Origin of the sequence: Mesorhizobium sp. M0621 (assembly GCF_040320745.1) — a bacterium.
Lineage (GTDB): Bacteria > Pseudomonadota > Alphaproteobacteria > Rhizobiales > Rhizobiaceae > Mesorhizobium.
This window is the reverse complement of record NZ_JAMYQF010000009.1, coordinates 121,877-146,792: the sequence shown is the minus strand read 5'-3', so window position 1 is coordinate 146,792 and position 24,916 is coordinate 121,877. Positions and strand designations below refer to the sequence as shown.

The 24,916-nt window shown below is 61.9% G+C and carries 29 protein-coding genes; 15 read left to right on the top strand and 14 right to left on the bottom strand.

The features are described 5' to 3' along the window. Positions 1-80: 80 nt before the first annotated feature. Positions 81-1,130, bottom strand: a complete 1,050-nt coding sequence (locus NKI38_RS09465; RefSeq protein WP_352656694.1) for a LacI family DNA-binding transcriptional regulator — start codon at positions 1,128-1,130, stop codon at positions 81-83. A 145-nt stretch (positions 1,131-1,275) separates the two neighbouring features. Between NKI38_RS09465 and NKI38_RS09460 the strand changes: the two genes are divergently transcribed. Beyond that, positions 1,276-2,307: a hydroxyacid dehydrogenase gene (locus tag NKI38_RS09460; protein ID WP_352656692.1), complete on the top strand. Its 1,032-nt coding sequence runs from the start codon at positions 1,276-1,278 to the stop codon at positions 2,305-2,307. A 613-nt stretch (positions 2,308-2,920) separates the two neighbouring features. Here NKI38_RS09460 and NKI38_RS09455 read toward each other — a convergent pair. Together NKI38_RS09455 and NKI38_RS09450 are read right to left on the bottom strand one after the other, a co-directional pair. Then, on the bottom strand, positions 2,921-3,124 hold the full coding sequence (locus tag NKI38_RS09455; RefSeq protein WP_352656690.1) for a hypothetical protein: 204 nt from the start codon (positions 3,122-3,124) through the stop codon (positions 2,921-2,923). Next, the gene (locus NKI38_RS09450) at positions 3,121-3,444 is read right to left on the bottom strand and encodes a hypothetical protein (RefSeq protein ID WP_352656688.1); all 324 of its coding nucleotides are present in this window, start codon (positions 3,442-3,444) and stop codon (positions 3,121-3,123) included. The genes NKI38_RS09455 and NKI38_RS09450 overlap by 4 nt, the downstream gene beginning before the upstream one ends. 344 nt (positions 3,445-3,788) lie before the next feature. On the opposite strand from NKI38_RS09450, the gene NKI38_RS09445 reads away from it, so the two are divergent. Further along, entirely contained in the window at positions 3,789-4,532 is a 744-nt protein-coding gene (locus NKI38_RS09445) for a Crp/Fnr family transcriptional regulator (protein WP_502899277.1), read from the top strand. A gap of 31 nt (positions 4,533-4,563) precedes the next feature. Here NKI38_RS09445 and NKI38_RS09440 read toward each other — a convergent pair whose 3' ends face one another. After that, positions 4,564-4,845, bottom strand: coding sequence for a hypothetical protein (locus NKI38_RS09440; RefSeq protein WP_352656685.1), 282 nt, complete (start codon positions 4,843-4,845; stop codon positions 4,564-4,566). A gap of 219 nt (positions 4,846-5,064) precedes the next feature. Here NKI38_RS09440 and NKI38_RS09435 point away from each other — a divergent pair, with 219 nt between their 5' ends. The 3 genes from NKI38_RS09435 to NKI38_RS09425 all read left to right on the top strand — a co-directional run bounded on the left by NKI38_RS09435 (position 5,065) and on the right by NKI38_RS09425 (position 8,563). Next, positions 5,065-5,808, top strand: coding sequence for a helix-turn-helix domain-containing protein (locus tag NKI38_RS09435; protein WP_352656731.1), 744 nt, complete (start codon positions 5,065-5,067; stop codon positions 5,806-5,808). Positions 5,809-5,977: 169 nt separating this feature from the next. Next, positions 5,978-6,271: a hypothetical protein gene (locus NKI38_RS09430; protein ID WP_352656683.1), complete on the top strand. Its 294-nt coding sequence runs from the start codon at positions 5,978-5,980 to the stop codon at positions 6,269-6,271. A 309-nt stretch (positions 6,272-6,580) separates the two neighbouring features. After that, positions 6,581-8,563 (top strand): acyltransferase family protein, encoded by a 1,983-nt coding sequence (locus NKI38_RS09425; RefSeq protein WP_352656682.1) that lies wholly within the window; start codon positions 6,581-6,583, stop codon positions 8,561-8,563. Positions 8,564-8,602: 39 nt separating this feature from the next. Here NKI38_RS09425 and NKI38_RS09420 read toward each other — a convergent pair whose 3' ends face one another. The 3 genes from NKI38_RS09420 to NKI38_RS09410 are packed head-to-tail and all read right to left on the bottom strand — an operon-like array spanning position 8,603 to position 12,263. Continuing rightward, on the bottom strand, positions 8,603-9,403 hold the full coding sequence (locus NKI38_RS09420; protein WP_352656680.1) for a DNA adenine methylase: 801 nt from the start codon (positions 9,401-9,403) through the stop codon (positions 8,603-8,605). 39 nt (positions 9,404-9,442) lie between these two features. Beyond that, positions 9,443-10,762: a hypothetical protein gene (locus NKI38_RS09415; RefSeq protein WP_352656678.1), complete on the bottom strand. Its 1,320-nt coding sequence runs from the start codon at positions 10,760-10,762 to the stop codon at positions 9,443-9,445. Position 10,763: 1 nt separating this feature from the next. After that, positions 10,764-12,263: a DGQHR domain-containing protein gene (locus NKI38_RS09410; protein WP_352656677.1), complete on the bottom strand. Its 1,500-nt coding sequence runs from the start codon at positions 12,261-12,263 to the stop codon at positions 10,764-10,766. 468 nt (positions 12,264-12,731) lie between these two features. Here NKI38_RS09410 and NKI38_RS09405 point away from each other — a divergent pair, with 468 nt between their 5' ends. Continuing rightward, positions 12,732-13,040, top strand: coding sequence for a hypothetical protein (locus tag NKI38_RS09405; protein ID WP_352656675.1), 309 nt, complete (start codon positions 12,732-12,734; stop codon positions 13,038-13,040). A 57-nt stretch (positions 13,041-13,097) separates the two neighbouring features. Here the strand turns inward: NKI38_RS09405 and NKI38_RS09400 are convergent, their stop codons facing one another. Next, positions 13,098-13,694, bottom strand: coding sequence for a DUF6456 domain-containing protein (locus tag NKI38_RS09400; RefSeq protein ID WP_352656673.1), 597 nt, complete (start codon positions 13,692-13,694; stop codon positions 13,098-13,100). A gap of 170 nt (positions 13,695-13,864) precedes the next feature. Between NKI38_RS09400 and NKI38_RS09395 the strand changes: the two genes are divergently transcribed. Next, positions 13,865-14,146, top strand: coding sequence for a DUF982 domain-containing protein (locus NKI38_RS09395; RefSeq protein WP_352656671.1), 282 nt, complete (start codon positions 13,865-13,867; stop codon positions 14,144-14,146). Between the two features lie 108 nt (positions 14,147-14,254). After that, positions 14,255-14,563 carry a DUF982 domain-containing protein gene (locus tag NKI38_RS09390; protein ID WP_352629005.1) on the top strand — a complete coding sequence of 103 codons (309 nt, stop codon included), beginning with the start codon at positions 14,255-14,257 and terminating at the stop codon, positions 14,561-14,563. Positions 14,564-14,788: 225 nt separating this feature from the next. Here NKI38_RS09390 and NKI38_RS09385 read toward each other — a convergent pair whose 3' ends face one another. Continuing rightward, on the bottom strand, positions 14,789-15,490 hold the full coding sequence (locus NKI38_RS09385; protein WP_352656669.1) for a GcrA cell cycle regulator: 702 nt from the start codon (positions 15,488-15,490) through the stop codon (positions 14,789-14,791). 584 nt (positions 15,491-16,074) lie between these two features. Here NKI38_RS09385 and NKI38_RS09380 point away from each other — a divergent pair. The 3 genes from NKI38_RS09380 (at position 16,075) to NKI38_RS09370 (ending at position 17,473) form a co-directional block, all read left to right on the top strand. Next, complete coding sequence (locus NKI38_RS09380; protein WP_352656667.1) at positions 16,075-16,779, top strand: XRE family transcriptional regulator; 705 nt, start codon at positions 16,075-16,077, stop codon at positions 16,777-16,779. A 95-nt stretch (positions 16,780-16,874) separates the two neighbouring features. Then, positions 16,875-17,165, top strand: a complete 291-nt coding sequence (locus NKI38_RS09375; RefSeq protein ID WP_023760062.1) for a ribbon-helix-helix domain-containing protein — start codon at positions 16,875-16,877, stop codon at positions 17,163-17,165. Beyond that, on the top strand, positions 17,162-17,473 hold the full coding sequence (locus NKI38_RS09370; RefSeq protein WP_352656665.1) for a type II toxin-antitoxin system RelE/ParE family toxin: 312 nt from the start codon (positions 17,162-17,164) through the stop codon (positions 17,471-17,473). Before NKI38_RS09375 ends, NKI38_RS09370 begins: the two co-directional genes overlap by 4 nt. Before the next feature lie 10 nt (positions 17,474-17,483). Here NKI38_RS09370 and NKI38_RS09365 read toward each other — a convergent pair whose 3' ends face one another. After that, on the bottom strand, positions 17,484-17,786 hold the full coding sequence (locus NKI38_RS09365; RefSeq protein ID WP_031260430.1) for a hypothetical protein: 303 nt from the start codon (positions 17,784-17,786) through the stop codon (positions 17,484-17,486). Between the two features lie 186 nt (positions 17,787-17,972). On the opposite strand from NKI38_RS09365, the gene NKI38_RS09360 reads away from it, so the two are divergent. Then, positions 17,973-18,347, top strand: a complete 375-nt coding sequence (locus tag NKI38_RS09360; protein WP_352656663.1) for a hypothetical protein — start codon at positions 17,973-17,975, stop codon at positions 18,345-18,347. A 66-nt stretch (positions 18,348-18,413) separates the two neighbouring features. Here the strand turns inward: NKI38_RS09360 and NKI38_RS09355 are convergent, their stop codons facing one another. The 3 genes from NKI38_RS09355 to NKI38_RS09345 all read right to left on the bottom strand — a co-directional run bounded on the left by NKI38_RS09355 (position 18,414) and on the right by NKI38_RS09345 (position 22,172). After that, complete coding sequence (locus tag NKI38_RS09355; protein ID WP_352656662.1) at positions 18,414-19,424, bottom strand: ABC transporter permease; 1,011 nt, start codon at positions 19,422-19,424, stop codon at positions 18,414-18,416. Continuing rightward, positions 19,421-20,986, bottom strand: a complete 1,566-nt coding sequence (locus NKI38_RS09350; protein ID WP_352656660.1) for a sugar ABC transporter ATP-binding protein — start codon at positions 20,984-20,986, stop codon at positions 19,421-19,423. The genes NKI38_RS09355 and NKI38_RS09350 overlap by 4 nt, the downstream gene beginning before the upstream one ends. Positions 20,987-21,224: 238 nt before the next feature. After that, positions 21,225-22,172: a substrate-binding domain-containing protein gene (locus NKI38_RS09345; RefSeq protein ID WP_109660434.1), complete on the bottom strand. Its 948-nt coding sequence runs from the start codon at positions 22,170-22,172 to the stop codon at positions 21,225-21,227. 345 nt (positions 22,173-22,517) lie between these two features. Between NKI38_RS09345 and NKI38_RS09340 the strand changes: the two genes are divergently transcribed. From NKI38_RS09340 to NKI38_RS09330, 3 genes are all read left to right on the top strand, one after another. Further along, positions 22,518-22,706, top strand: a complete 189-nt coding sequence (locus NKI38_RS09340; protein WP_352656658.1) for a type II toxin-antitoxin system HicA family toxin — start codon at positions 22,518-22,520, stop codon at positions 22,704-22,706. 5 nt (positions 22,707-22,711) lie between these two features. Next, entirely contained in the window at positions 22,712-23,113 is a 402-nt protein-coding gene (locus NKI38_RS09335; RefSeq protein ID WP_352656657.1) for a type II toxin-antitoxin system HicB family antitoxin, read from the top strand. A 130-nt stretch (positions 23,114-23,243) separates the two neighbouring features. Continuing rightward, positions 23,244-23,942 (top strand): RibD family protein, encoded by a 699-nt coding sequence (locus NKI38_RS09330; protein WP_352656655.1) that lies wholly within the window; start codon positions 23,244-23,246, stop codon positions 23,940-23,942. A 75-nt stretch (positions 23,943-24,017) separates the two neighbouring features. On the opposite strand, the gene NKI38_RS09325 is transcribed toward NKI38_RS09330, so the two are convergent. After that, positions 24,018-24,908: an SDR family oxidoreductase gene (locus tag NKI38_RS09325; protein ID WP_352656653.1), complete on the bottom strand. Its 891-nt coding sequence runs from the start codon at positions 24,906-24,908 to the stop codon at positions 24,018-24,020. Positions 24,909-24,916: the final 8 nt, after the last annotated feature.

The window sequence follows — 24,916 nt, the reverse complement described above, 5'->3', positions numbered from 1 at the left end:
GCTCCAGCCTCTCTGTTCGTGCGTCGCCGCAGCGCTGGTGTCGCCGCCGCCGACGACGACGATGCGGCAGACGACTTCGTTCATGTTGGGTTTGGCTGTGACAAGATTGGCGAGCCAACGGATTCCCGCATCAAGACCCGGCAAGGCTCAAGCCGCGCGATCGGCGGGCCCTCCCCGCCTTCAATCCTGGCAAACAGCGCTTCCATGGCATGGCCGGCGATCTGGCGCACCGGCTGCACCACGGCGGCGATGGCCGGCCATGTCACCTGCATCCATTCGGCATCGTCGAAGCCGACCAGCGAAATGTCGTTGGGGCAGTGCCAGCCACGCCGGCGGAATTCGGACAGCGCCACCAGCGTGCCCTTGAGGAACAGCGAATAGACCGCCGTCGGGCGCTCTCCCTTTGCAAAATAGTCGCGCAACCGCGCCCTGAGCGGCTCGACATCGGTTTCGGCAAGCACAACGTCGATGCGCACATCCGGTGCCAGCGCCCGTGCGGTGGCGCGAAAACCATCGAGGCGGGCGCGTACTGTCGCCGCCTGTTCGCCAAGACCGACGACCAGGATATGGCGGTGGCCCTTGCCGATCAGTTCGCGCGCCACCTCGGCGCTCGCGGAAGCACTGTCGGCCGATACGGTGTCGAAGGCGTCGTCGGACAGCACGCGGTCGATCAGCACGCCGGTCATGCCGTTGGCCTTCATGAATGCGGCCGCCGGGCCGTGCTCGTTGCGCACCGGCGCCAGCACCACGCCGGCCACCCGCCAGTCATGCATGCGGGCCAGGATTTCCGTTTCGCGCGCCTCGGATTCGCGGCTCGATGCCGCCACCAGCGTGTAGCCGCGCTGCTCGGCGAGGCTCTCGAGCTGGGTGACCATCTGGCCGAAGAACTCGCTTTCGAATTCGGGCATGATGGCGCCGATAATGCGGCGCTTGGCTCGGCGCATGTCGGAGGCCAGCGGATCGACGCGGTAGCCCAACAGCTCGACGGCGTCGAAGACACGCTGCGCATTCTCGGGCTTCACCGTGGTGACGCCGGCCATCACCTTGGAGACGGTGGCGGCCGACACGCCGGCACGGCTTGCCACGTCGTGAATCGACGGACGCCGCTGCTGATCCTGCCTATGCGCCATTGGTCCTCCTCCCGAGGTGCGAACGTCAGCATTTGTCGTCCGCTGAAGAATGCGTAAATCGATTTTTCTTTGTTGTAAATCGTTTAATCCAAGGTAATTTGGCCCCCGAGAGAGGGCGATCAGGATCGCGCCGGGAGGAACCGTCATGCCGAACAACGATTTGCCGCTGGTCATCAGCGCGCCGGAGCCACGCACGCTCGACCTCATCTTCACGGCGCCGCAACTGGCTCGCTTCAAGGCGAAATACCGTATCGTCGAGACCACCGCCGACGGCGTTGCGAAACTGCCGGCCGAAGTGCTGGCACAGGCCCGCTACATCGTTGGCCAGCCGCCAATATCGCCCGAAACGCTGGCACGGATGACGGCGCTGCGCTGCGTCTTCAATGTCGAGACCAATTTGATCAACAACATGCCTTACGAGACGCTGTTCGCGCGCGGCATCCATGTCGTCACCACCGGCCTGGTGTTCGCCGAGCCGGTGGCCGAGCTTGGCCTTGCCATGGCGCTCAATCTCGCCCGCGACATCGTCGATGCCGACCTCGCCTTCCGGCAAGGCAGGGAATTGTGGGGCGGCGACGGCAATTCGACGGCGCGGCTCTTGTCCGGCGCCGATGTCGGCATCATCGGCTTCGGCGATCTCGGCCGCGCGCTGAACCGGCTGCTGTCGGGCTTCCGCACCCGAACCAAAGTCTTCGATCCCTGGCTGCCGCCCTCGATCCTCATCGACAATGGCGTCGAGCCGGCCTCGCTCGACGACGTGCTGTCGACCAGCGACTTCGTCTTCGTCGTCGCTTCGGTGACCAGCGAGAACCAGGGGTTTTTGGGCGCCGAGGCCTTTGCCAGCATGCGAAAAGGCGCCGCCTTCATCCTGCTCAGCCGCGCCGGCGTCGTCGATTTTTCCGCCCTGATGGCGGCGGTGAAGAGCGGCCACATCGTCGCCGCCAGCGACGTCTTCCCCGAAGAACCGCTGGCGCAGGACCATCCCGTGCGTGCTCTGCCCGGCTTCCTGCGCTCCGCCCACCGCGCCGGCGCGCTCGACGTCGCCTTCAAGCGCATGGGCGACATGGTGCTGGAGGACATGGACCTGATCGACCGCGGCCTGCCGCCGTTGCGCTCCAAGCGCGCCGAGCGCGAAACGGTATCGCGCATGCGCTCCAAGCCGGCCGACAGGAATTGAAAGGGGCCGTTTTCGTCGCTGTCCAGTTGGCCGGCCTTGACCGCTTCAGCTTGACAAGAGCGCGGCCGACGACGCTGCCTCGTTGGGTACGTTTTCGGACAGTTGGCGTTGGTCGCCAACTCACTGCTGGCAGCCCTCCTCCGCCGAGACGGTTGGCTCAAGTCGCGGCCAGCAGCCTTCGCTGGCGACATGCTGCACGTGCATTCGATGCCGGCCTCCCCGGTCGGAACATTTTCTTTCGGCCCGCATTCTGGAATCCACCGAAGGAGAGTTTTCTTGACCCGACTGCCTCAGGATAAAGACCGGATTGAACGTGCCACCCGCGAGGCTCGGTCCATCATCGCCATCGAACGTCAGGCGCGTGAGGCAAAGACGGCGCGGCTGCGAGAACTGCGGCTTTCGTCGGAGACACCGGCTTCGAGTGCGACGGCAAAGCGCAAGCCCCGCGCCCGAAAAGCGACAGGCAAAACTATCGACGTGAGGTGAGCTTGTGCTCGACGTTGTATTCGAACACGGAGATCGCCTGGGTTCCTGGAACGAAATACCTTTTGCGAACTTGCAGGCGTCAAGAGCGCTTGTGAGCATTGCGCGCCCGCCAGCCGCATCGCAGCGTTCATGGCTGTTTTTTTGACCTGCGTGCGACCGCTTCCATGAAGGAGCGTGCTGCAGCGTCGCAAGCCGTTCTGGAGGGTCCGTTTGCGAACAGCACGACCTCCGCGGCTTTCTTCGACATGCCGTATTTCTTTGCAAAGACCGCGGTGTCGTAAGGTTCGTCTTCAACCCCGGGCGTCGAGGACGTGACCCTGACCTTGGTCATTGCCGAGTCCGCCTGAAACTCTCGAGCAACTCACTTTCATTTCGACAGCCATTCTCGAAAAGCGAGAACACCGTGGCTGCCAGCCGCTGCACGTCCGGCTCCACCGACATCGGGTTCAGTTTGCGTTCGGAGCAGACCTGATCGAAGACGCGTTGGCATAGCTGCAGGTCGGAAGGATAAAAGCCGGGATGGCGCTTGTTAGGGCTCGACATGAGAATCCCCACTCCGAGCAGCGCCCACTTGCCTGACGCTGTGATCGAAAATCTAAATTGGCCGCGAGGAGAGTCAATATCGACGTAATCACCGTACGGATCGTACAATTCTCCCGCGGGCAAACTCTGTCGTTGGCTGGCTTTCGAAGGCTTCGCAGGAGCCGGGTGCCAGATGGCGCCATTGTCGTTAGCCGACGGATTTCATCGGCCCTCCCCGTGACCCGCCTCGCTCGGACAATATGTCGGTTTCGTACCAAGCGGCGCTTGGTACGTTTCTGACACTAACGTTTGGGTCGATCTTTTCGTATGCGAGCGGCTTTGGGGGGATGCCGTGCATCGAATTCCTAGGTTTATTCGTCAAGACGGTTTATATGTGGGCAATCGTCCGCACGTTGTTACGGGCGCGGACGGCTGGGAGATCAGATGGCTCTTGCCCTGCATTGGGCCGCGCCATGACTAATCCCGATAAAACCCCAGAACCCGACCAGAACCACCAATACCGAAATCAGCTTTTGCGGCGGATGAACTCGGATGACCTCGCGCTGCTCAAACCGCATATGCAGCGCTGCGCGCTGCCGTTGCGCATGATGCTGGTGACCCCAAATGTCCCGATCGAGGCGGTCTACTTCATCGAACAGGGCATCGGCTCGGTGGTCGCCAGGACGGCGAGCGGCCACGAGGCCGAAGTGGGCTTCATCGGCTTCGAAGGCATGACCGGAGCTTCGCTGGTGATGGGCGACGACCGTGGGGTGCATGCATGTTTCGTACAACTCGAAGGCGAAGCCATCCGCATCGAAGCCGGCGCCTTCAATGCGGCATTGGCGGCAAGTGCGACCTTGCGCATGTTCCTGCTACGCTTCGTCAATACGCTCCAGACCCAGACCGGCTGCACCGCGCTCGTCAACGCGCGGCTGAAGCTCGAGGAGCGGCTGGCACGCTGGCTGCTCATGTGCGACGACCGGGTGCCTGGCGAACACCTCGCCATCACGCACGAATTCCTGGCCATCATGCTTGGTGTCAGGCGGCCAGGCGTCACCGTCGCGCTCCAGTTGCTCGAAGGCCGCGCGTTGATCCGCTCGCGCCGTGGTGAGATCGTCATTCGCGATCGGGCCGGACTGCTGGAACTCGCCAATGGCAGTTACGGCGAAGCCGAGGCCGAATATGTCAGGCTGATCGGCGAGATCGGCCAAGTTTGAATCGGCCAAGCCTGAATCGGCCAAAGACTGATTAAGAGCGGTCGTCACCCGCGGCCGGCTTGCCCGATGGGCCGACCTTGCCGGGCCGTGCCGCACTGCCTCCAAAGGCATCCGCTGCGCCGTGCCGGCTAATTGGCAGCCCGGCATGCTCCAGGCTTGCGAGCTTGCATTTCGTCTGTTCGGCCGCCGCTCCGACAAGGCAATCGATGGCGACCATGGCGCCGGCATGCTCGCTGGCGGCGACCGCCTGGCGTATCTTGCTCAATTGCGCGTGCGTGTAGTCCAGAAGCTCGACTAGGTCGGTATGATCCAAACCGCCCTCCATCACAGGATGTCGAGAGGCCGATATGAGGTCGCTCTTGGCACCGGGATACGCCCATTTGCAGGACTTGCATAGCCAAACTGTCAAAACCGTACGGTTTGCCTGCTCTATTGGCCAAAGGTCCTTATTTGCGCCGGCCCGACAGTGTGGGATTGATATATAAGCAAGTGCTTGAATAATGGTTCGTACGTCTATCGCGGTGACGATGTCGTGCCAATTCGTGAGAATCTCGCCGCCAACCTCAGGCGGCTGATCAAGCGCCACGCTTCCGTGAGCGCGGTGTGCCGTGAGCTTGGCATCAACCGCACCCAGTTCGAGCGCTATCTGCAAGGCCGGGCCATTCCGAACAAAGCCACTGCTGGGCTGATCTGCGATTATTTCCAGATCGACGAGAATGAGCTGTATCGCGAGCCCGCCGCCACACCAGCCAAGGACGACGGCCACGCATCGCTGTGCCAGACACTGTATGAGAACATGGTGCGGCCCCCGTCGCCCGCCATCGCCGGCGGCACCTATTTCACCTATTTTTCGGTCCCCGGCCGCCCCGACCTTCTGATGCGCTCGGTCACCTTCGTGCGGCGCGAGGCCGAGCTGGTCACCTTCAGGCGGGTAACGCGGTGGGCCCCGGGCGATGGCCAGGGCGGAGCGAGAATACCTGGCAACCATTATGGCGTGGCGATCTCGCGCCTGAACTGGATCTACTTCAGCGGCATCAACCGCCGCCAGACCGGCGAGCCCTCGATCGTCACCGTGCAGTGGGCCCCCATCTCGGAGCCGGTTCTGGTCGGCAAGGCGATCGTCCTGGCCGGATCGGGGCCGGCCTTCGTGTCGGTCATCATGCGGCAGGACGTCACCGGTATCAGCATGAGACGGGCGATGCAGATAGCTCATATCGTCAGTCTCGACGACCCCGGCGTCGATCGTCTGGTGGTCAGTCTCGCGCGTGAAACCTGATCCGCCGGCGCCCAACGGGAAAAATTCGGGAAAATTTCAAGCTTTCTCGACTATATTTTTCTTCGATCGGGCGGTTTTGCGCAAAACAAGCCGGAACTTTCATCCAGACCTGTCGTTTTCCAAGACGATCGTTGCTCGACGATCTCAAGGCAACAGGGAGGATCATACCATGAACATCAAAATGATCTGCTTGGGCGCCATGGCGCTTTCGATGGTCGGCGGCGCGGCGTTCGCCAAAACATCGGCTCTCGACGATCCGGCCAAGATGCAGCCCTTCTACACCGACACCGGCATGAAGACGATGGTCAGCAACGACGCCTTCGTGAAGGCGTGGAAGGCCCTTACGCCGGACGACCAGACCGCGATGATGAAGGCCTGCGAGGACGAGGCGAAGGACGCCAACGCGGCCAACACCCACCCGGAATTCTGCAGCAGTGTGAAAGCAATCGGCGGCAGCAAGTAGCAGGCCACCGGACTGACGAGGAGGATCAGCGCCGCCCCTGATCCGCCTGCCGGCACCTTCGTATAGTGACGGGGAAAAAGTGCCCGGCCGGGCGATGAGGGGCGGCATTTGCGAACATGAGGTATTATCGTCATCAACGGACACCGACACTCATTTCTCACCGTTTCGCGGCAAGCTGCGCCTGCCCTTTCCCCGTTATCTCCCTATTCCGGTCATGTTGCGTTGCGATAGATTTGTTGCATTGCGATATCAGCCCGCCCGACCGATACTGCCAAGGGCTCGGGGCTGGGCGTGCACGAAGGAGCCATCGTGGCAGCATCGTTCCGGCCGGACATACAGGGATTGCGCGCGCTCGCCGTCGGCGGCGTCGTCGCCTATCATTTCGGCCTCACCGCGCTGCCCGGCGGCTTTGCCGGCGTCGATATCTTCTTCGTCATCTCCGGCTGGCTGATATCAACCCACCTCATGCAGGAGATCGGTGATACCGGCCGGCTCGACCTCTGGCGCTTCTATGCCAGGCGGGCGCGGCGGCTTTTGCCGGCAGCTTTGTTCGTCATCCTGGCGACGCTCGCCGCCGGCTACTTCATCCTGGCGCCGCAAGAGCAGGCGCTCTACTCGCACGGCGCCATGTTTGCCTCCGCCTACACCATCAATCTGTGGCTGCTGCGCTGGTCGTTCGACTATTTCGCCGCCGATGCCACCAGCAATCCCTTCATCCACTTCTGGTCGCTCTCGGTGGAGGAACAGTTCTATCTGGCCTGGCCGGCACTGCTTCTGCTGGCCGCCTGGCTTCGTCCAGGCCGGCGAACGGCCGTGGCGGTGATCGGCGCGGCCGGCCTCGCCTCCTTCGCCGCCTGCATGTGGCTGACCAGCGCAGCGCCTGCCTGGGCCTTCTACTTCTCGCCACTGCGTGCCTGGGAGTTCGCTGCCGGCGGCCTTGCGACGCTGGTGCCTGCGGCTTTCCTGCGGCACCAGCCATGGTTGCGGCCTGCACTTGGCTGGCTCGGCCTGGTGCTGATCGCGGCGGCCTACCTGCGCTTAAGCGAGAACATGCCCTTCCCCGGCTGGCGTGCGCTGCTGCCGGTTGCCGGCACCGTCCTGGTGCTGCTGAGCGGCGCCGGCGCGAAACAGACCGGCAAGCAGGCCGAACAGCGGACCGGCTGGCGGGCTTTTGCGCCGGCCACCGCTCTGTCGCTGCCGCCGCTGCAATGGATCGGCTCGCTCTCCTATTCGCTCTATCTCTGGCATTGGCCGGTCATCGTCTATGCCGGGATGCTGGCGCCGGACCTCACCGTCGCGCAGCGCCTTGGCTGCGGCGTGCTGGCGCTGGCGCTGTCGGTGCTCACCTATCATTTGATCGAAAACCCTGCCCGGCGCGGCGCCTGGCTGATGGCGGGCGCCCGTGCGCTGATCCCGGCCTTTGCCCTGACCGGTGCCGGCGTGGCGGTGGCCTATGCCAATGCGCACCTGGCCACGCGCAACATCGACCCCGCGCAGCGTGGCATCGAGCAGGCTGCCGAAAAACCTTCCATCGTACGCGCCGCCGACAAGAGCTGCCTGGCCGACTTCCAAACGGTGACGCCAAAACCCTGCGTGTTCGGCGCGGCGGACGCCGCACACACCATCGTGCTGTTCGGCGATTCGCATGCCGACCACTGGTCGACACCGCTGATCGAAGCAGCCAAACGCAACGACACCAAGGTGGTCACCTATCTCAAATCGTCGTGCCGCGCCTCGCGGCTCTCTACCTTCAACACGGTGCTGAAGCGCGACTACACCGAATGCGACGCCTGGCGCGAGCAAGCCATATCAGACATCATCCACGCCAAGCCACGCCTGGTGGTTATCTCGGAATTCTCGATCGGCAACCTGACCCGCGACATGCCTGCCGCCGATCGCGCCGCCGAAACCGCGCGCTGGCAGTCCGGCCTGCGCTCGACCTTGCAGGCGTTCAGCCGGGCGGGTGTCGAGACGGCCGTCATTCGCGACACGCCGCTCAACGCCAGCTTCGCCGACTCCTGCGTGGCGCGCGCCTTGTGGTGGCGCGAAGCCCCCTCGCCGCACTGCGACACTCCCAGGACCGAGGCCGCCAACGACAGCATCGCCGCCGCCGAGCGCGCCGTGGTGAACAGCGTCCCCGACACGCGCTACATCGACCTCACCGACCGCTTCTGCGGCCCGACATCCTGCCACGTCGTCATATCAGGCCAACTCGCGTTTCGTGACCGGCACCATCTGGCGACGGCCTTTGCCGAGACGCTGGAGGCGCCGATTGAGAGGGCGCTGTTTTAGGAAGGGTTAGCTCGACTATAAGTCAGAACTACTATCGCATCACAAGTTGGCAAAAAACAGCGCTTCGCTAGTTGGCCCCCTGCGTGTCGTCTCGCTGGCGAGCACACTTGATCTTTTGACGGATCGATAGTCGCATAAGCCCGCGTATAACTCGCGCACCGAATCGTGATCTGCGTTTGTCACCACCACTGCAGCTCCCCTTTCTATCGCACTTGCGACTGCGTCTCGAAGGCGCACTTGGTCGCCCCAACTGAAGAGGTTTTCGTTATATTTAATGAAGCCATTCAAATTGTGACGCACCGTATAAGGAGGATCAACGAACACAAAATCTCCCTCACGCGCTTCTCCAACAATCGGCTCGAAATCAGAGCATCGAATCTCGGCATTACTCAGCTGATCAGCAATTCCTAAAAAATCATCATTATCGAAAACGACGGTAGATTTTGTTCCTATGGGAACGTTAAATACGCCACTCAGATTTACCCGATATAGGCCATTCCAACAAGTTCTATTAAGATACATAGTGCGGGCCGCGCGATCCACACCATCTTTCGGATTGCTTTCACGCAATTTATAGTAATATTCTGGACTATGCGCCGCGTGATGGATTTTCATAAGATCCATTAACTCTACCGGATTATCGCGAATCACCTCATACAGCTCGATTAGCTCTGCATTCACATCAGATAGGATCGCTCTGGATGGCTTCAGGTGGAAGAAAATCGCTGCTCCTCCCAGAAACGGTTCAATGTACCGCTCATAGGAGCTTGGCAACGGAAGCTGCTTCGAATTGGCCAGCCAACGCTTGCCGCCAGCCCATTTCAAAAATGGCTCAGTCATTGGCGCTAACCGTCGAACAAACCACCCTAAAAATCCGACTCATGCGCAGAGACTCCAGACGCCTATCCGTTCCGCTTCGCAAATTGTGGGCAACCCCTTCAAAGTACGGGTCATCCAGTCATTCAATGAGTTTGGTTCGGGATCAAGTGACTCAACGAATTCGATCATTGCCAGCTCGACGTCAACCCACAAATCAGTTGGCTCGGCTAACGCATTTCCCGGCGCCCAAAACCCTCTTGCTTCTGCCCAAGGATCGATCCAAGGCCTAAGATCCCCGGTCGCACAACTGACACCGGCCTCCACAAAGGATGAATGCGTAAAGGCGGTCGCAACTCTTAGTAATAGAAAAGCTCTGGCGAGCATTTCCGTCGGCTGCGCGGGCTTGGCTGCGCTGTTCGCATGTTGAAGCAATTCTGGATTTCTCGGCTGCTGAGCATTGGTCAGAAACTCAACATTCGCGAGCGCCTTGATTGACGCAGGAAGCTCTTGGTACCGAGTGGCGATGGCGCCCTGAGAGTAATTCTGATTGAGAGATACCGTCCTGTGTTGCTTCAAAAGTAGAGACCGAAGCAAAAAGCGATCTAGATTGTCAAAACTGGCTCCTGCTGTCGGCTCGAACAATGCCCAGAACCCTTCCACGAAGCGGAGCCCAGCTGGTGCGGTCAACCCTAGAGGGTTCATAGCCTGTGGCGAGTAGCTGGAGATATTCCGATACACGTGCTCATCTTTGCCACGCTTGAGATCGACGCCCCAGGCTTCAATTAACGCTGTTGCCGCCCCGGATGCGGGTATTCCCGGCCAGATCGAGTCAAGGCATTCCTTCAACGAAATACCTCTAATCTTCACTAAATTCAGAAAAATCCGAGACGTCTGAACCTCAGTAGCCCACTCCTTAAGAGCTTCCCAAACAATGTCATGAGTTCCCATACCAGGGCCGCTGGTCTTCTTGGCCGGAGGCTGATCAAGTCGCGCAATGACACCGGTAGCCGTGACAACAAAATTTGTACGATTGAAGATTCCGACGCCGAGATTGGCCAAAATCGAGAGGCCAGCGCGCAATTGAGCGTAGTATGCTAGGTGGCGGGCCGCATGAGCATCGCCGGCTAAGAGCGCTGACAGCGCACGTGAGGCATAGCTCCAACCATCAATGCAATGGTTTGGCGCCGATGCAGCCACGGCCTCAACAACTTGCATTGGGGGGAGAGCTAGAACCTGCTTCCATCCCCTTGGAAGCTGGCCATCACTGGCCGGGTGTCCGGTCGGACACCATTGGTCTGGAGCTTTGTTTGCAAAGCTGGACAGAGCCCTAAGGATATGGCCACGATCTGCCGTGGCCAGTACGCCTGCGACGATACTCATATTAAGAGCCTGCTGCTATTAGATCTTTGGCTGTACTGCCAACGATCGTATCATCAGCCGAAATTATCTGAAGGACATCGTCGCGAAGTGCGGTATAGCCCCCGCTACCGCGATAAGATCGTTTACGAACGGCTACGTCTTCGTCGTCTTTTACTTCTGGACCCTCTAGCGACCGCCAATCAAAACAACTCAGGCCATCTGCCAACTCTATCATTCGCTGCCGGAACGGCGCATTGGCTAAGCTCGACAGTGCCGCATCGATTTCTTCTGGAGTGGTTTCGTTTTCACCATGTTCAGGGAAGTGCCATTGATTGAGCTGCCACTCCAGCGCCGAGTAGTAAAATATGTCATTGGCAACCGTTAAGACAGCTCGGACACCCTGATCCTGGTTTAGCCAAGAAGTTTTATCGGTAAACGCTCGATTGGCGTCCTTCTTATAGGCACGGATCCAAAACTGGGTCTTGTTGCGCTCGATCGCCTCCTGGAGGTCAATCCAACATTGAATGATGAAGGCTGCCTGCTGCGGGCGTGTCCATTCGAGCGGCTCTCCGTACTCGATAAGATCTGATTGAAAGAGGCCCGGTCGCCCCTGACCTCGTCCAGTCCCTAAAAATGTCGTAAGGAGTGCCCGCACCCAGGCGGCCTGGCTAACGCCGCCTCCGCCACGTTCTCCCAGCATATTTATCCTATTTTTCCAAGGACTCTTAGGGTGAGAGTAGACTAACTCCGTTAATTCTTGAGCGCGCGCTTCTCGGTATACCGTTAGTTCGCCGACCCGATCGAGCCAGTCCTGAGTTCTTAAAAGGGGATAGAGATCGAACGCATGACTTGGATTTATCCGCTTCGGCGACACATTTATCGACCAGAAGAGATAGGCTTGCCAAGCAATATCAAGGCCATGAAACGCAACAACCGGAAGTTCAAAGTCATCAGGAATCGCGGGCTCATCCCCACCAGAGTCGAAAGCCCAAAGTCTATGCTGCCCGTCAATTACCTCGAACGGCGCCAGCGCACTCACGCCAGAGCCCGTGAACGCGGGTACCTGGATAGTGCATCTTGATCCTTCCTCATTCTTTATTTCGGCTAGATGCTCAGGTCGAACTTTCCTGCCTCGGCGCTCATCGCCGTCTACCAGAATATTGATAACTATCGCCGTTGGCAGCCAACCTGGCTTGCGCAACGGCAATGTCTCAGGAGTTCGCTGGGGGAGTTTTAAATCGCCGTATGGGTAGCCATACCGAACATAGCGTTGAATTCGACCGGTTCGCGAAGGGTCCCGTAGCCTCTGGATGCCCTCGGCCTCGGCTCCATCACGTTCTCGTTTGTAAACATCGCACAGCCGGCGAAGTTCGGCGGCGGCCATTGAAAACATATAGAGATGTTCGGGCGGACGACGTCGGTAAGCGCTCGTGCTAAAATCGTACCGATTCCAATCGTCAAGCCATTGCTTGAATCGCAACGCCGGAATGTCGCGCGTATTTGCCATTGTCTTATCGGCCAAGATATCTCCCCTCTGACATCCGCTATACTTAATATCCTCGGCGACATCTCTGCCGTATATCTACTTCTATGTCTATCCGAGTTAACATTGTCTGCCACCTCAGCCTGCCATCGTTTCGAAACCACGCTATGAGGGATCACCTGCCCAAGGCCAGAAGGCATCGGCGCCCTGAATGCAAGGAGCTAGGGACCTGGCTCACCCCTCACCATCCGATAACGCACCGCCAGCAGATCCAGCCCAACCTTCAGCAGCTTCGTCACCACATCTCGGCCCCCGCCAGGCTCTTGATCAAGCCTTCCACGCAAGCAGATTCCCCGCCACGACAGCCACATCCCACTTGGCGGACCAGGAAAACAGCGGCCCCAGGGCTCTCGCGCCCCCGGTATCGGCATCCTTTGTCTTACGAATCTGTGGAACGCCGCCGCGTCTCGGGGGTTATATTAGGTCAACCTTGAAAAGGAGGTAGCTATGAAGAAGCTCCTGCTTGTTTCGGTTATCGCCATTGCTTCGGCGGCGGCGATGATCGCCCCCGCTGACGCCCGCAGTCGTATCACTATCGGCATCGGCGGCTATGCAGACAACTATTACGACGACTATTACGGTGACTACGGCGATCGCTACGTCTATCGTCCCTATTACCAGTACGACGTCTACGACAACGGCTACAGGCCGCGTTATTACCATCGACACCACCGGTACCACCGTTGCCACATCGAACTGGTGAGGCACTGGCGCCACCATCACAGGATCGTCGAGGAGATTCGCATCTGCAGATAAGCTGATCTTGTGAAAACTGATCCGGCCGGCATCGCCGGTCGGATCGCCTCTCACCCATCACCGCCTCTCCATCGTCATCCCGTAGTGCACCGCCAGCAGATCCAGTCCGACCTTCAGCAGCTTCGCTACGACATCCCTGTCCTCCCCCGTCTGCTCGGCCATGCCCTTGATCGACCCGCCCGCGCAGCAGACTCGTCGCACCACGGCGGCCACTTCCCAATGGCCCAGCGCTCTGGTGGCGGCGGCGTGGGCGCGGCCTGCGTCCAGCACGCTGTCGGCGATTCCGCCGCCGTGGCGGCCGCCGTCGACGCGCTCGGTCCAGCGCATCGGCTTGACGCTGGCCTGCTGGCTGCAGCGGAAATCCTCGCGATAGCGAAGCCCGGCTTCGCGCTGCTGGCGCGACAGCGAGGTGATGCCCAGCAGCGGATCGATAGTGCCCACCCGCACGATGCCGCCGGTGGCGGTGAAGCCGTCATTCGATACCTCGTAGACGCGGGCAGCCTCCCGCGTGCCGGCGGTCAGCCGCTTGCGGCCGAAGGCGTCGTCCTTCAGTGCGAAATCATGGCCGATCTCGCGGCGGATGCGCACCTGCTCGGCCTCGCCCTTCGGCAGTTTCGGCGCCTGCGGCTTTGCGGGTTTGGCTTTCCTGGGCATGGGGCGGGTCCTCGGTTGGGGGTATTGGGTTGCAGATCGCCGACGAAAATCGAAGACACAGAGCCGCATGAAGGGCCGTTCGCTTGCACCTCTACAGCCGTGCCGGCATCCGGTTTGATGGAACCAGCGCGAATTTTCGACGTTATGCGGCGTCTACGGGAGACATGCAGATGACAGCGTTCATGCCCGTTACCCTGCGCTTTTGCGACAACAGAACCATGCTCGTCGGTTCGGTGGCCGAGGCCGCCGGGGCGCTCAGGCAGCAATGGCCCGACAAGACCTCGCCGGGCTATGTCGAGGCGGCCCGGCTGGTTGCGCTCGCCGTCGACGGCACCTGCTGCCAGCGCATCGCCTTCGAGGCTCTCACCAAGGCGGCCAGGCAACAGAACATACTGGTGATCAGGCCGAAAAGCCGCGCCCATGACTGGCTGGACGCCGTGGTCAGTTCGTGAAAGGCGCGCGCCGACCGGAGAATTGATGCAACCGCCCGCCCGCGCGGCGCGTTTACTGGAGCGGTAAGTGAAGCCGCGCGCAAAGCGAAGGTGAACGCCGTGGGTACCATGAAGACTGGAGTTCCGCTTAAGGTGCGAATGAACGGAGAGATCGAAGAGATCGACAGCGTCAGCGAAGCCGCCGATTTTCTGCAGCGCTGGCCGCTCGAGCGGCGCGGCCATGTCTACCGCAGCGCCCTTAACGCCTGCAGCGCTGCAATCGCCGCGCAGATTTCCGAAGCCGATGCCATGAAAGTGTTCACCGGCTTTGCCCGGGTGGCCAATATTCTGGTGGCCGAAGGCGGCCCGACCATGACGCCCGAGGCCAAAACCATGCAAAGCCACATGCCCAAGCAGGGCCGGCAGGCGCCGAAATAGGGCGATGAGGCTTCTTTCTCCCCGTTTACGGGGGGTGAGGCGTGGTCTGCGCAGCGGACGAAAGGCCAATTGCTTGGCTTTTCGAACAACGAACGCCCGGCAGGGCAATGAGGGGCGGCGCTTCGGTCAGATGCTTGAAGTTCATATCTGCTTTCCACTTCAGTGCTGACCCTCATCCGCCTGCCGGTACCTTCACCCGGCGAACGGGAGAAGGTACGCTTTCTCTCACCCCGCCTCCGCCACAAAAACGCGGCGCTGGAAGCGCGCCTGATGATAGGTGCAGTAGCTTTTCAGCGCGCTGGTCCGCATGCCGCAGCACAGCATGTCGGCACCCGGCCGACCGCCCGGCACATCCTCCTCTTCAGCTATGGAAATGTCGGGGTCCTCTTGCAGCGTCAGATCCAGCGGCGCGCGGCAGCGGGAAAACAGGCAGTCGATGAAGCGCATTGCCACGCCATGCGGCTGGCGGCCAATGGGCGCACGCGGCGGCACCGGCACCTTGAAACGATAGGTCTGGCCGTCGGCGATCAGCACGCCCACCTCGCGCACGAACAGGCGCGGCGGCAGCCGGGCCGGCGAAGGGTCGCGTTTGGCAGCCGCCTCGCACACGCCGGGACGGCTGGTGGTGGCGTCGATCGTGCCGACGGCCGGCTTGGCGCTCACTTTGCCCTGCGCCGGCATGCGATTTGCCAGCTTGCTTCCAGCATGCTTGCCCGCAGCCCGCTTGGCTCCGACCGGCAGCCCTTTGCCATTGGCAAAGCCGATCGCGCCCAGCATGGCGTTGCGGTGCACGATGCCGACAATGGCATTGCGCGATACCGGACTGTCGCGCAGCGCGCTGAATGCCGTCGCGATCTTGGAGGCGGAAAGCCCCGCCTTCAGCCAGCAGGCGATCTCGTGCAATTCCGCGTCGGTGTAGCTTGCCATTTCCAGGCTCCATCCAAAGTTCTGCCTTCGGCCGCGCGCCGTCAGGCAAGCGTCAGGGGTCGGCCCGCGGGGCCGTACTCAGGGTTGTGTGGTTCGAGGGGCGGCTGACACCGACTCAACCGGCCCGGCTTCGCAGCCCGTCGGTTCAATAAGATGCGAAAGCCGCGCCTCGGCCGTTTTTCTGTCGGGGGCGGAAACCGCCCTGCCCGTCAGCCTGTCGAGCAGGATGACGGTGCCGTCTTGGGTGCGGATGCATGACTGAGCGGACAAGCCGGCGCCATGCCGGTCGTATTGGGGGCCGGAGCCGCTGGGAGCGGCGGCTCCGGCCGTTCCGGCCGCCAGGGACGGGCGGACCGGACCCGAGGCTAGTGCCTTGAAGCACCGAACCTCGGGCTTCGCCCCGGCCGGGGAGGAGGACAGCCGGGACGGAAGGGTGCCGGCAACAGTCGCCGGATGCGCCTCGCGTGAGGCCGGCGCCATTGCGCCATGAAAGCTAGACAGGTTTTGCATGGCCGAATATAAGCATAACTCAAAAATAAATGCAAGCCATTCTTTCATAGACGAGAGCCGCTTTCATCGCTCACATGGGTGCCATGGCTAAAACGGAACTGTCGATCAAGGTCGGGGCGGCGATCCGCAAGGCGCGCAAGCAGCGCGGCCTGGTCATGCGCCATATTGCCGAGCACAATGACACCGATGTCGCCGCCGTCGGCAACTGGGAAACCGGCCGCAACCTGCCCAAGACCGAGAACCTCTTGAAGACCGCCGCCTTCCTGCGCGTCGACCCGGTAGCACTGGGCCAAGGGCAGGTCGTCTTCCTCGACGATGCCGGCCCGGTTGCCGACGCAGAGATCGTCACCGATGCCGGTCCGCTACCCGCCGGGTCGATGGACATCGAGGTGCTGGGTGCGGCCGTCGGCGGCGACGATGGCGATTTCACCTTCAACGGTGAGCCAGCCGGCTACGTCCAGCGCCCGCCGGGCGTCCGCAACCTGCCGAAAGTGTTCGCGCTGCACGTGCTGAGCGATTCCATGGTGCCACGCTACGAGCCCGGCGACCTGATCTATTGCGGCGGCCGCGACGCTGTGCCCGGCGACCACGTGGTGATCGAGACCTTTCCGGAAGAAAACGAGCGCAACGGCAAGGCCTTCATCAAGAAGCTGGTCAAGCGCACCGCGGGTGAGCTGGTCGTCGAGCAATACAATCCGCCGAAGACGCTAACCTTCGACCGCTATGCCATAAAACACGTCTGGCGCGTGATTCCGCTGAAGGAACTGCTGGGGTATTGAAGAGCCATCGCGTCCAAGTGCCATTCCACTAGCCGCGGCTTGCACAACAGCGTATGATTAAGTCATACGCATCCCATTTGCCCAGGGGAATGACAATGCGCACCACTCAGCCACTGACCATTACCTTGCCGCTTGAGATGGCGCAGATGGTGAAGGACAAGGTTTCATCCGGCGAGTACGCCACCGAAAGCGAAGTCATCCGCGATGGCTTGAGAACTCTTGCCGCACGCGACGCAGCGGTCGATCGCTGGCTGCGGGAAGAGGTTGCGCCAACAATGGATGCGCTTCAGAAGGATCCTTCGCTCGTCTCGCCTCTCGAGGAAGTACGCAAGCGACTTCACAATCGCATTGATGCATTGGCGGGCAAGCGTTCACGCCAGGCATGACGCACAGGGTCGTCTTCAGTGAGGCCGCAGAAAAAGACCTGCTGGATTTGCTGATCTATCTGGTTCCACAGGCTGGCGAACGAATTGCGCGAGCCTATGTCGATCGCCTCATCGATTACTGTTCGGACTTTGATACTTTTCCCGAACGCGGGACGCGCCATGATGACGTCAGGCCAGGCCTCCGCACCGTGGGCTATCGCAGGCGGGCGACGATCGCATTCACCATCAAAGACAAGACCGTGACGGTCGTTCGAATCTTTCACGGCGGGCAAGATGTCATCCTCTCCGACGAAGACGACGCCTTCTGACGGCCACCCCTCAAGCCCGTCTCGACCCCTCCAGCGGCACCTCGCGCTCATTCAGCATCCGCGCTTCGCTACGCACCCGCTGGCGCTCATCGATGAACGCCGCTTGGATCGTGACGGTTGCGCCCGGCAGCCCGTCGGCACGGCAGGCCGAGCAGACGATGCGGCCCGACAATGCGGCCAGCGGTGTATTCCCCGTCACCCCGAACCGCTTCAACTGATCGGGCCGCCACCATCTGTTGCGGCCGCAATCGGCGCACTCGACCGAGATCGAGGCGACATGCGCGATCACTGGTTCCCTGCCAGGCAATGCCATCGCCCCTCCTCACCTTTTTTGTTCCTGATTTGTTCGTATATTCCTGCCTTTTGCGCCGGGAGTCGAGTCGCAGTTTTCAAACAGTCCCAAAAGTTTTTCTTCTATGATTTTTTGAGTTATGCTTATATATCTTTGCAAATGTGAGTCGGGACACGAACCACCGCCACATCAGGCCCGGGAGTGACGATGGACGCCGCCGATTTCGACCGTGCCTGCGGTTATACCGGCGACAGCCCTGCCCTTCTTGAAGCCTTCGAAGCAATCCGCCGCAACGGCATCGCCCATGCCCGCCAGGATCACATCAGGCGCAAGGCTGTTATCGACGAGTTGAAACACTCGGAGATCTTGTTCCTGGCCGCGATCGGCCCCGCACTCTCGGCCGAGGAAGCTCTCGAGGATGCCGCCCGCTTCATCGCCTGCTGGCGCAACATGCCGCGCTGGCGCCAGGAGCGGCGCCTGACCGACCTGATCAGAGCCAAGCAACAGCGGCTCGTGGCGCGCTACTTCCGCCGTTACGGCCATCTTCTCTGGGCATGCGAGGCTGAAAAGCGGTTCGCATAGCGAGGGGGAGATGTCCGGCAGGACAGAGGGGGGTGTGACGGAACACAAACCTCCGCCCTGCTGCCCTCACCTTCGCACCCGCGACTTCAGCCACCGGTCGAACGCCACGGCCAGGATCAGGATGAGCCCGATGACGATGCTTTGCGTGTAGGACGACACGTTGTTGAACTGCAGCCCGTTCTGCAGCACGCCGATCAGGGCCGCGCCCACCACCGTGCCGCCGACAGAGCCGATGCCGCCGAACAGCGAGGTGCCGCCGATGACGACGGCCGAAATGACCGTCAGCTCGTAGCCGATGCCGGCGACCGCTTCCGATGAGTTGAGCCGCGCCGACAGCACGAAGGCGGCGAGCCCGGCGAAGAAGCCGACGATGACATAGACAGAGACCAGGATGCGGTCGACGCGCAGGCCCGACAGCCTTGCCGCCTCGGCATTGCCGCCGACGGCATAGACGGCCCGGCCGTAGCGGGTGTAGCGCAGCACGATGTGGCACAGGATGGCGGCCGCCGCGAAGATGAGCGCCGGCACCGGCACGGGGCCGATCAGCCCGGTGCCGAACCAGCGCATCGAGGCGTCGAAGCCCGAAATCGGGCCGCCATTGGAGATGGTCAGCGTCAGCCCGCGAAACACCGTCAGCCCGCCCAGCGTGACGACGAAGGGCGGCACTTTCAGCCGGGTGATGACAAGCCCCTGCACACCGCCGGCGGCCGCCCCCACCACGACGGCGGCGAGCAGCGCAGAGAACCAGCCGAACCCTTGCGTTCCACTCGTCGACAGCGACAGCGTGTTGGCGGTCCCGCCCTTGGCCACCACGGCGGCAACCATGCCGCAGAAGGCGAGCAGCGAGCCGACCGACAGATCGATGCCGGCGGTGAGGATGACGAAGGTCATGCCGAGCGCGATCAGCCCGGTGATCGAGATCTGCCGGGTTATGTTGAACAGGTTGATCGGGTCCATGAAGCTCGGCTTCAGCACCGTGAAGACGACGATCAGCGCCACCAGGAACAGCAGCGGCCCAAAACTCATCAAAAGCCGCGCGAAATTGATGCCGCCGCGCTGGTCCTCCGCCACGCTCATCGTGTCTCCTTGCGGTCGAGTGCCATCAGTTCCATCAATTTTTCCTCGTTTGCCTCGACGCCCGGCATCTCGCCGGTGATGCGGCCCCGGCGCATGGTGACGATGCGGTCCGACACCGCCAGCACCTCGGGCAGTTCGGACGAGATCATCATCACCGCAATGCCACGCGCCGCAAGCTGCACCAGGATCTGGTGCACTTCCGTCTTGGCGCCGACATCGACGCCGCGCGTCGGTTCGTCGACGATCAGCACCTTCGGATCGCGCGCCAGCCAGCGCGCCAGGACCACCTTCTGCTGGTTGCCGCCCGACAGGCCCTCGATCGCCTGTTCGGGCGAGGCCATGCGGATCGACAGCATCTTCCTGAAGCCGGCAAGCGCGTCGCGCTCGCGCCGCTCTGCCATGAACCCGAAGCCGTTGCTGAAGCTGCCCAGCGATGCGACGGAAAAATTCGGCAGGATGCCGAGTGCGGCAAAGATCGCCTGATGCTTGCGGTCCTCCGGCACCAGGCCGATGCCGAGCGCGATGGCATCGGCGGGTGATGCCGGCGCAATCTGCTTGCCGTCGAGCATGATCGTGCCGGCAGCGATGCGGTCGGCGCCGAAAATGGCGCGCGCCAGTTCAGTGCGGCCCGAGCCGACGAGACCGGCAACGCCGAGGATCTCGCCGGCCTTGAGGTCGATGTCGACGCCGTCCAGCACGATGGCGTGCGGCGCCTCGGGATCGCGCACGGTGCGCAGGCCGCGCACCGACAGCACGACATCGCCGGCAACCGCGCGCTGCGCCGGCCGCGCATAAAGTTCCGATGCCGCCCGGCCGACCATCTTCTCGATGATCCTGGGCAGCGCGATCGGCCCGCCTTCGCGGTCGAGATGCCCGGCCAGCCTGCCGTCGCGCAGCACCGTCATACGGTCACAGATGGCGGAGGCCTCCTCCAGCCGGTGGGTGACGAACATGATGGCGACCTTGTCCTTGCGCAGCCGGTCCATGATCGACAGCAGGCGCTGCACCTCGGTTTCGGTCAGCGCCGAGGTCGGCTCGTCCATGATGATCAGCCGGCTTTTCAGCGACAGCGCCCGCGCGATCTCCACCAGTTGCTGTTCGGCCACCGACAGCGCCGACACCGGCGTCGTCGGATCGATCGACAGGCCGACGCGGGCGATGATCGCACGCGAGTCTTGCTCCATGCGCCGCCAGCTGACCAACCCGAGCGGGCCGATCGGCGCGCGGCCGATAAAAATATTCTCCGCCACCGTCAGTGTCGGGATCAGGCTCAGCTCCTGATAGATGGTGACGATACCGAGCCGCTTGGCATCCTGCGGGCTGGACGGGTGGTAGTCGGCGCCGTCGAAAATGATATGCCCGCTCGATGGCGGCATGACGCCCGACAGGATCTTCAGCAGCGTCGATTTGCCGGCGCCGTTCTCGCCAAGCAGGCCGAGGATTTCGCCGGGGCGGATGTCGAGCGAAACATCGCTCAGCGCGGTGACGCCGGAGAAATGCTTGGTAATGCCCTCTACGGCGAGCAGGATAGGTTCGGGCGATGCGGCTTCAGCTGGCGACAATGGTTGCTCCCGGATTGAGGCAGGCAGCGGGACAGCGCCCCCTCTGTCCTGCCGGACATCTCCCCCACAAGGGGGGAGATTGGACCACACGCCGGCCTTCGCCAACTTCAAACGTTGCAAGAAAGGCGCGGCCAAAGAAGCTGCCGATCTCCCCCCTTGTGGGGGAGATGCCCGGCAGGGCAGAGTGGGGCGCTGTCCCGCCGGCTTTGCCAATCGGCTGATCCCCGCCAATCACCCCCTACTTCGTCTCGCCAATCCTCTCCGCCTTGTCGAGATTGTCCTTGCCGATGACGATCGGCGTCAGCAGCACCAGCTTCTCCTTCGGCTCGGTCTTGTCCTTGGCAAACGCCACCGCGATGCGGACCGCCGTGCGCGACTGTTCGCCGGGGAACTGCTCGACGGTGCCGGCAAGCTTGCCGTCGCGCACCGCGACCAGCGCTTCCGGAAGCGCGTCGAAGCCGTAGATCTTGACGTCGGTGAAGTTGCGCGCCGCGCAGGCCTCCATGGCGCCAAGCGCCATGTCGTCATTGGCGCAGACGATGGCGTCCGGCTTGCCATTGGCGGCGAGGCCGGCCTCGGTCACCGACAGCGCCTCGGCGCGGGCGAAGTTGGCGGTCTGTTCGAAGACGATCTGGTACTTGTCCTTCAGGGGATCGAGCACGTTGTGCACGCCCTTGTTGCGGTCGATCGCCGGGCCGGCTCCGGGCTGGCCCTGCAGATGGAAGATCTTGGCCCCGTTGGGAAACGCCGCCACCATGGCATTGGCCTCAGCCTCGCCGCCCTTGACGTTGTCGGCGCCGACATGGGCCAGAATGCCCTCGACACCGTCGACGCGACGGTCGATCGTCACCACGGGAACGCCGGCCTTGACCGCTTCTTCGATGGCCGGCGCCAGCGCATTGACGTCAAGCGGCGAGATGACGATGGCGTTGACCTTCTGCACCAGGGCGGCCTCGATGTCGGCGGTCTGCTTGGTGGCCGAGTTCTGGCCGTCGCTTTCGGTCAAATTGACGCCTTGCGCGGCGGCTTCCGCCTTGATCTCGTTCAGCATGTGCACGAAGAACGGAAAGCCGAGATTGGGCACCGAGCCCAGGATGGTGAGCTTGTCCTGCGCAAACACCGAGGGTGCGGCAAGCATCATGGCGCCAAAGGCCGCGGACGACAGCAGGAATTCGCGTCTGTTCATGGGATCCTCCTCCACAAGAACGCACGATCCCGAAAACCGGGATCGGTTTCAGGAAGATCATGCGTCGGTTCAAAGTGTTGGAGCATCCTCCCTGCGCCCGAAAACGCATGCCGCTCCAGCTGGCCGCCGTTGCAAAAAAGAGCCTCCCACCGACGCCTGCACGGAGATGCTAGCCCAGGGTCAACCTTTTGTGCAACATCGATATAACAGAGCCGTCGGGCAACTTATCGAAATTGTCGGATTTTTGATTGCGGGCATCCTGCTCCTCGGGCGGCTAGGGCCGGAAGCGAGAGCGCGGTTTTACATTTCTGTTGAAGGGGTGCCTATAAATGTGTATAAATACACATGAATAGCGTGGAAATTATCCGCCTATTGGAGGCCGACGGTTGGTTCGAGGTTGCCCGAAAGGGTAGCCATGCGCAATTCAAACACCGCGACAAGCCAGGACGGGTCACCGTTCCTCATCCCAGGCGCGATATCCCAATAGGCACTTTACGCAGCATCGAAAAGCAAGCTGGACTGAAACTAAGGTGATGGACATGAAGCAGTATATCGGACTTATCCATAAGGATGCCGGCAGCGACTTCGGTGTGTCTTTCCCTGACTTCCCGGGCGTGATTACCGCCGGCAAAGATCTGGATGATGCCCGGTCCATGGCTGAAGAGGCCCTCGCCCTCCATATCGAAGGTTTGGTCGAGGATGGCGATGCTATTCCGGAGCCTTCCAGTTTAGAAACAGTGATGGCAGACGCCGATAATCGTGACGGTGTTGCAATCCTGGTCGCCGCCAAGACCGAGGCCAAGAAGGCAGTGCGTATCAACGTGACGCTGCCGGACGACGTTCTCCAACGGATCGATGCCTTTGCCGAAGCCCATGGCTACACTCGATCCGGGTTTCTCGCGAAGGCGGCGGTCAAAGTGATGGAGCTTGAAGCGGCCTAGCTCCGCAACGAGTGCGAGATCGGCCCCCTCCATTTCCTTGTCCGGCGCTTACCTCAGGACAATGCCGTTAGTACGGCCTTGGGAGAACGACATGCACAACCTTCCAAGCCTATAAATTGGAGAAACCCGCATGAAGCCGCAAATCATCTGCCACATGCTGGCATCCCTCGACGGCAGCCTCCACCCCAGCCGCTACACCACGAGCCCTGATGGCACCCGGGCCGAGTGGTCGAGCCTCTATGAGCATATCCACAACGACCTCGCGGGCGACGCCTGGATTGTCGGCCGCGTCACCATGGCCGAGATGAGCAAGGCCGGCGCGCATCCGCCGGCCAATGCCGGCAAGGTCGACCGACCCTATCATTTCGCGCAAATGGGTGCGGGCAGTTATGCCGTGGCGCTCGATACCTCGGGCAAGCTTCACTTTTCCAAACCGGACATCGGCGGCGACCATGTCGTGGTGCTGCTCGGGCGTGACGTTGCCGATAGCCATCTGGCCGAGCTCGCTGCCAACGGCGTGTCCTATGTCGTTGCGGAAACCGCCGACATCGATCTCGCGTCGATGGTCGAGGTTCTCGGCCGCGAATTCGGCATCCGCAGGCTGCTGCTCGAGGGCGGCGCCGGCATCAACGGCTCCTTCCTCGCGGCAGGGCTCGTCGATGAGCTGAGCCTTCTCGTAGCACCCGCGCTCGACGGGCGCGCGGCAAACCAGGGGTTCGTCGAGTTCGGCGAGAGCGGCCTGGCGGGCAAGACGCGTTTGTCCCTGACGAGCTGCGAGGCGCTGGCGCATGGGCTCGTCCATCTGCGCTACGCAGTTACTCCTGGGTAATCGCTCGCAAAACGGCCGGTAACCTGACTGTTACCGGCCGTATCTCGCCAGCCTTGGCGCCGAGGCTTCAGCCCGTCAGGCGGCGTATTGCATGGCGTCGAGATCGGCGATCAGCGTCGGGCCGGTCGGATGCCAGCCGAGCCGAGCCTGGGTCAGCGCGCTGGAGGCCGGCAGATCCATGGGCGCGAACATTCCCATCCAGCCGAAATGCTCCGCCGCCTTTTCCGGAGCGATGGAAACGACCGGTAGTTTCAGGCCCCGGCCAAGCGCCTCGGCGATTGCACGCACTTCGACACCTTCCTCGCCGACCGCGTGATAGCGTGCGCCCGGCTGCTGCTTTTCCACGGCGAGCCGATAAAGCCGCGCCGCGTCGAGGAGATGGCCGGCAGAGTAGCGATTGCGGCCTTCGCCGACAAAGGCCGACACGCCTTTTTCCCGCGCGATTTCGATGAGCAGCGTGATAAGCCCCTGCTTGACCGGATTGTGGACCTGCGGCAGCCGCACCACCGACACATTGACGCCTGCCTCCAGCAAGGCATTGCTGGCCAGTTCCGACGCGATGCGCGGATTGGGATGACTGGCGTTGAAGACGTCCTCGCTGGCCAACTGGCCATGTCCGGGGCTGCCCACGCCAACGCCGGAGGTGATCACCAGCGGCCGGTCGGAACCGGCCAGCGCCGAACCGAGGGCCGCGATGACACGCTTGTCCTTTTCGCAGTTGTCGGCAAACCGCGAGAAATCGTGGTCGAACGCCGTATGGATTACGGCTTCCGCCTTCGCCGCGCCGTCACGCAGGCCGTCGGGCTCCTCGAGCGTTCCCCGATGTACTTCGGCGCCAGCGGCGGCAAGCGCCTCGGCGCCGGCGTCGGAGCGGGTGACGCCGACCACCTGGTGGCCCGCCTTGATGAGTTCGGAAACCAGCGCCGACCCAATGAAACCGGTCGCGCCGGTGAGAAAGATACGCATGCAAAATC

Bases quoted from the DNA above. Each gene is read 5' to 3' on its own strand.
- NKI38_RS09465 (WP_352656694.1), bottom strand. From the start codon at position 1,130: ATGGCGCATAGGCAGGATCAGCAGCGGCGTCCGTCGATTCACGACGTG.
- NKI38_RS09460 (WP_352656692.1), top strand. From the start codon at position 1,276: ATGCCGAACAACGATTTGCCGCTGGTCATCAGCGCGCCGGAGCCACGC.
- NKI38_RS09455 (WP_352656690.1), bottom strand. From the start codon at position 3,124: ATGACCAAGGTCAGGGTCACGTCCTCGACGCCCGGGGTTGAAGACGAA.
- NKI38_RS09445 (WP_502899277.1), top strand. From the start codon at position 3,789: ATGACTAATCCCGATAAAACCCCAGAACCCGACCAGAACCACCAATAC.
- NKI38_RS09430 (WP_352656683.1), top strand. From the start codon at position 5,978: ATGAACATCAAAATGATCTGCTTGGGCGCCATGGCGCTTTCGATGGTC.
- NKI38_RS09420 (WP_352656680.1), bottom strand. From the start codon at position 9,403: ATGACTGAGCCATTTTTGAAATGGGCTGGCGGCAAGCGTTGGCTGGCC.
- NKI38_RS09415 (WP_352656678.1), bottom strand. From the start codon at position 10,762: ATGAGTATCGTCGCAGGCGTACTGGCCACGGCAGATCGTGGCCATATC.
- NKI38_RS09405 (WP_352656675.1), top strand. From the start codon at position 12,732: ATGAAGAAGCTCCTGCTTGTTTCGGTTATCGCCATTGCTTCGGCGGCG.
- NKI38_RS09400 (WP_352656673.1), bottom strand. From the start codon at position 13,694: ATGCCCAGGAAAGCCAAACCCGCAAAGCCGCAGGCGCCGAAACTGCCG.
- NKI38_RS09395 (WP_352656671.1), top strand. From the start codon at position 13,865: ATGACAGCGTTCATGCCCGTTACCCTGCGCTTTTGCGACAACAGAACC.
- NKI38_RS09390 (WP_352629005.1), top strand. From the start codon at position 14,255: ATGAAGACTGGAGTTCCGCTTAAGGTGCGAATGAACGGAGAGATCGAA.
- NKI38_RS09385 (WP_352656669.1), bottom strand. From the start codon at position 15,490: ATGGCAAGCTACACCGACGCGGAATTGCACGAGATCGCCTGCTGGCTG.
- NKI38_RS09380 (WP_352656667.1), top strand. From the start codon at position 16,075: ATGGGTGCCATGGCTAAAACGGAACTGTCGATCAAGGTCGGGGCGGCG.
- NKI38_RS09375 (WP_023760062.1), top strand. From the start codon at position 16,875: ATGCGCACCACTCAGCCACTGACCATTACCTTGCCGCTTGAGATGGCG.
- NKI38_RS09370 (WP_352656665.1), top strand. From the start codon at position 17,162: ATGACGCACAGGGTCGTCTTCAGTGAGGCCGCAGAAAAAGACCTGCTG.
- NKI38_RS09365 (WP_031260430.1), bottom strand. From the start codon at position 17,786: ATGGCATTGCCTGGCAGGGAACCAGTGATCGCGCATGTCGCCTCGATC.
- NKI38_RS09360 (WP_352656663.1), top strand. From the start codon at position 17,973: ATGGACGCCGCCGATTTCGACCGTGCCTGCGGTTATACCGGCGACAGC.
- NKI38_RS09355 (WP_352656662.1), bottom strand. From the start codon at position 19,424: ATGAGCGTGGCGGAGGACCAGCGCGGCGGCATCAATTTCGCGCGGCTT.
- NKI38_RS09345 (WP_109660434.1), bottom strand. From the start codon at position 22,172: ATGAACAGACGCGAATTCCTGCTGTCGTCCGCGGCCTTTGGCGCCATG.
- NKI38_RS09340 (WP_352656658.1), top strand. From the start codon at position 22,518: ATGAATAGCGTGGAAATTATCCGCCTATTGGAGGCCGACGGTTGGTTC.
- NKI38_RS09335 (WP_352656657.1), top strand. From the start codon at position 22,712: ATGAAGCAGTATATCGGACTTATCCATAAGGATGCCGGCAGCGACTTC.
- NKI38_RS09330 (WP_352656655.1), top strand. From the start codon at position 23,244: ATGAAGCCGCAAATCATCTGCCACATGCTGGCATCCCTCGACGGCAGC.
- NKI38_RS09325 (WP_352656653.1), bottom strand. From the start codon at position 24,908: ATGCGTATCTTTCTCACCGGCGCGACCGGTTTCATTGGGTCGGCGCTG.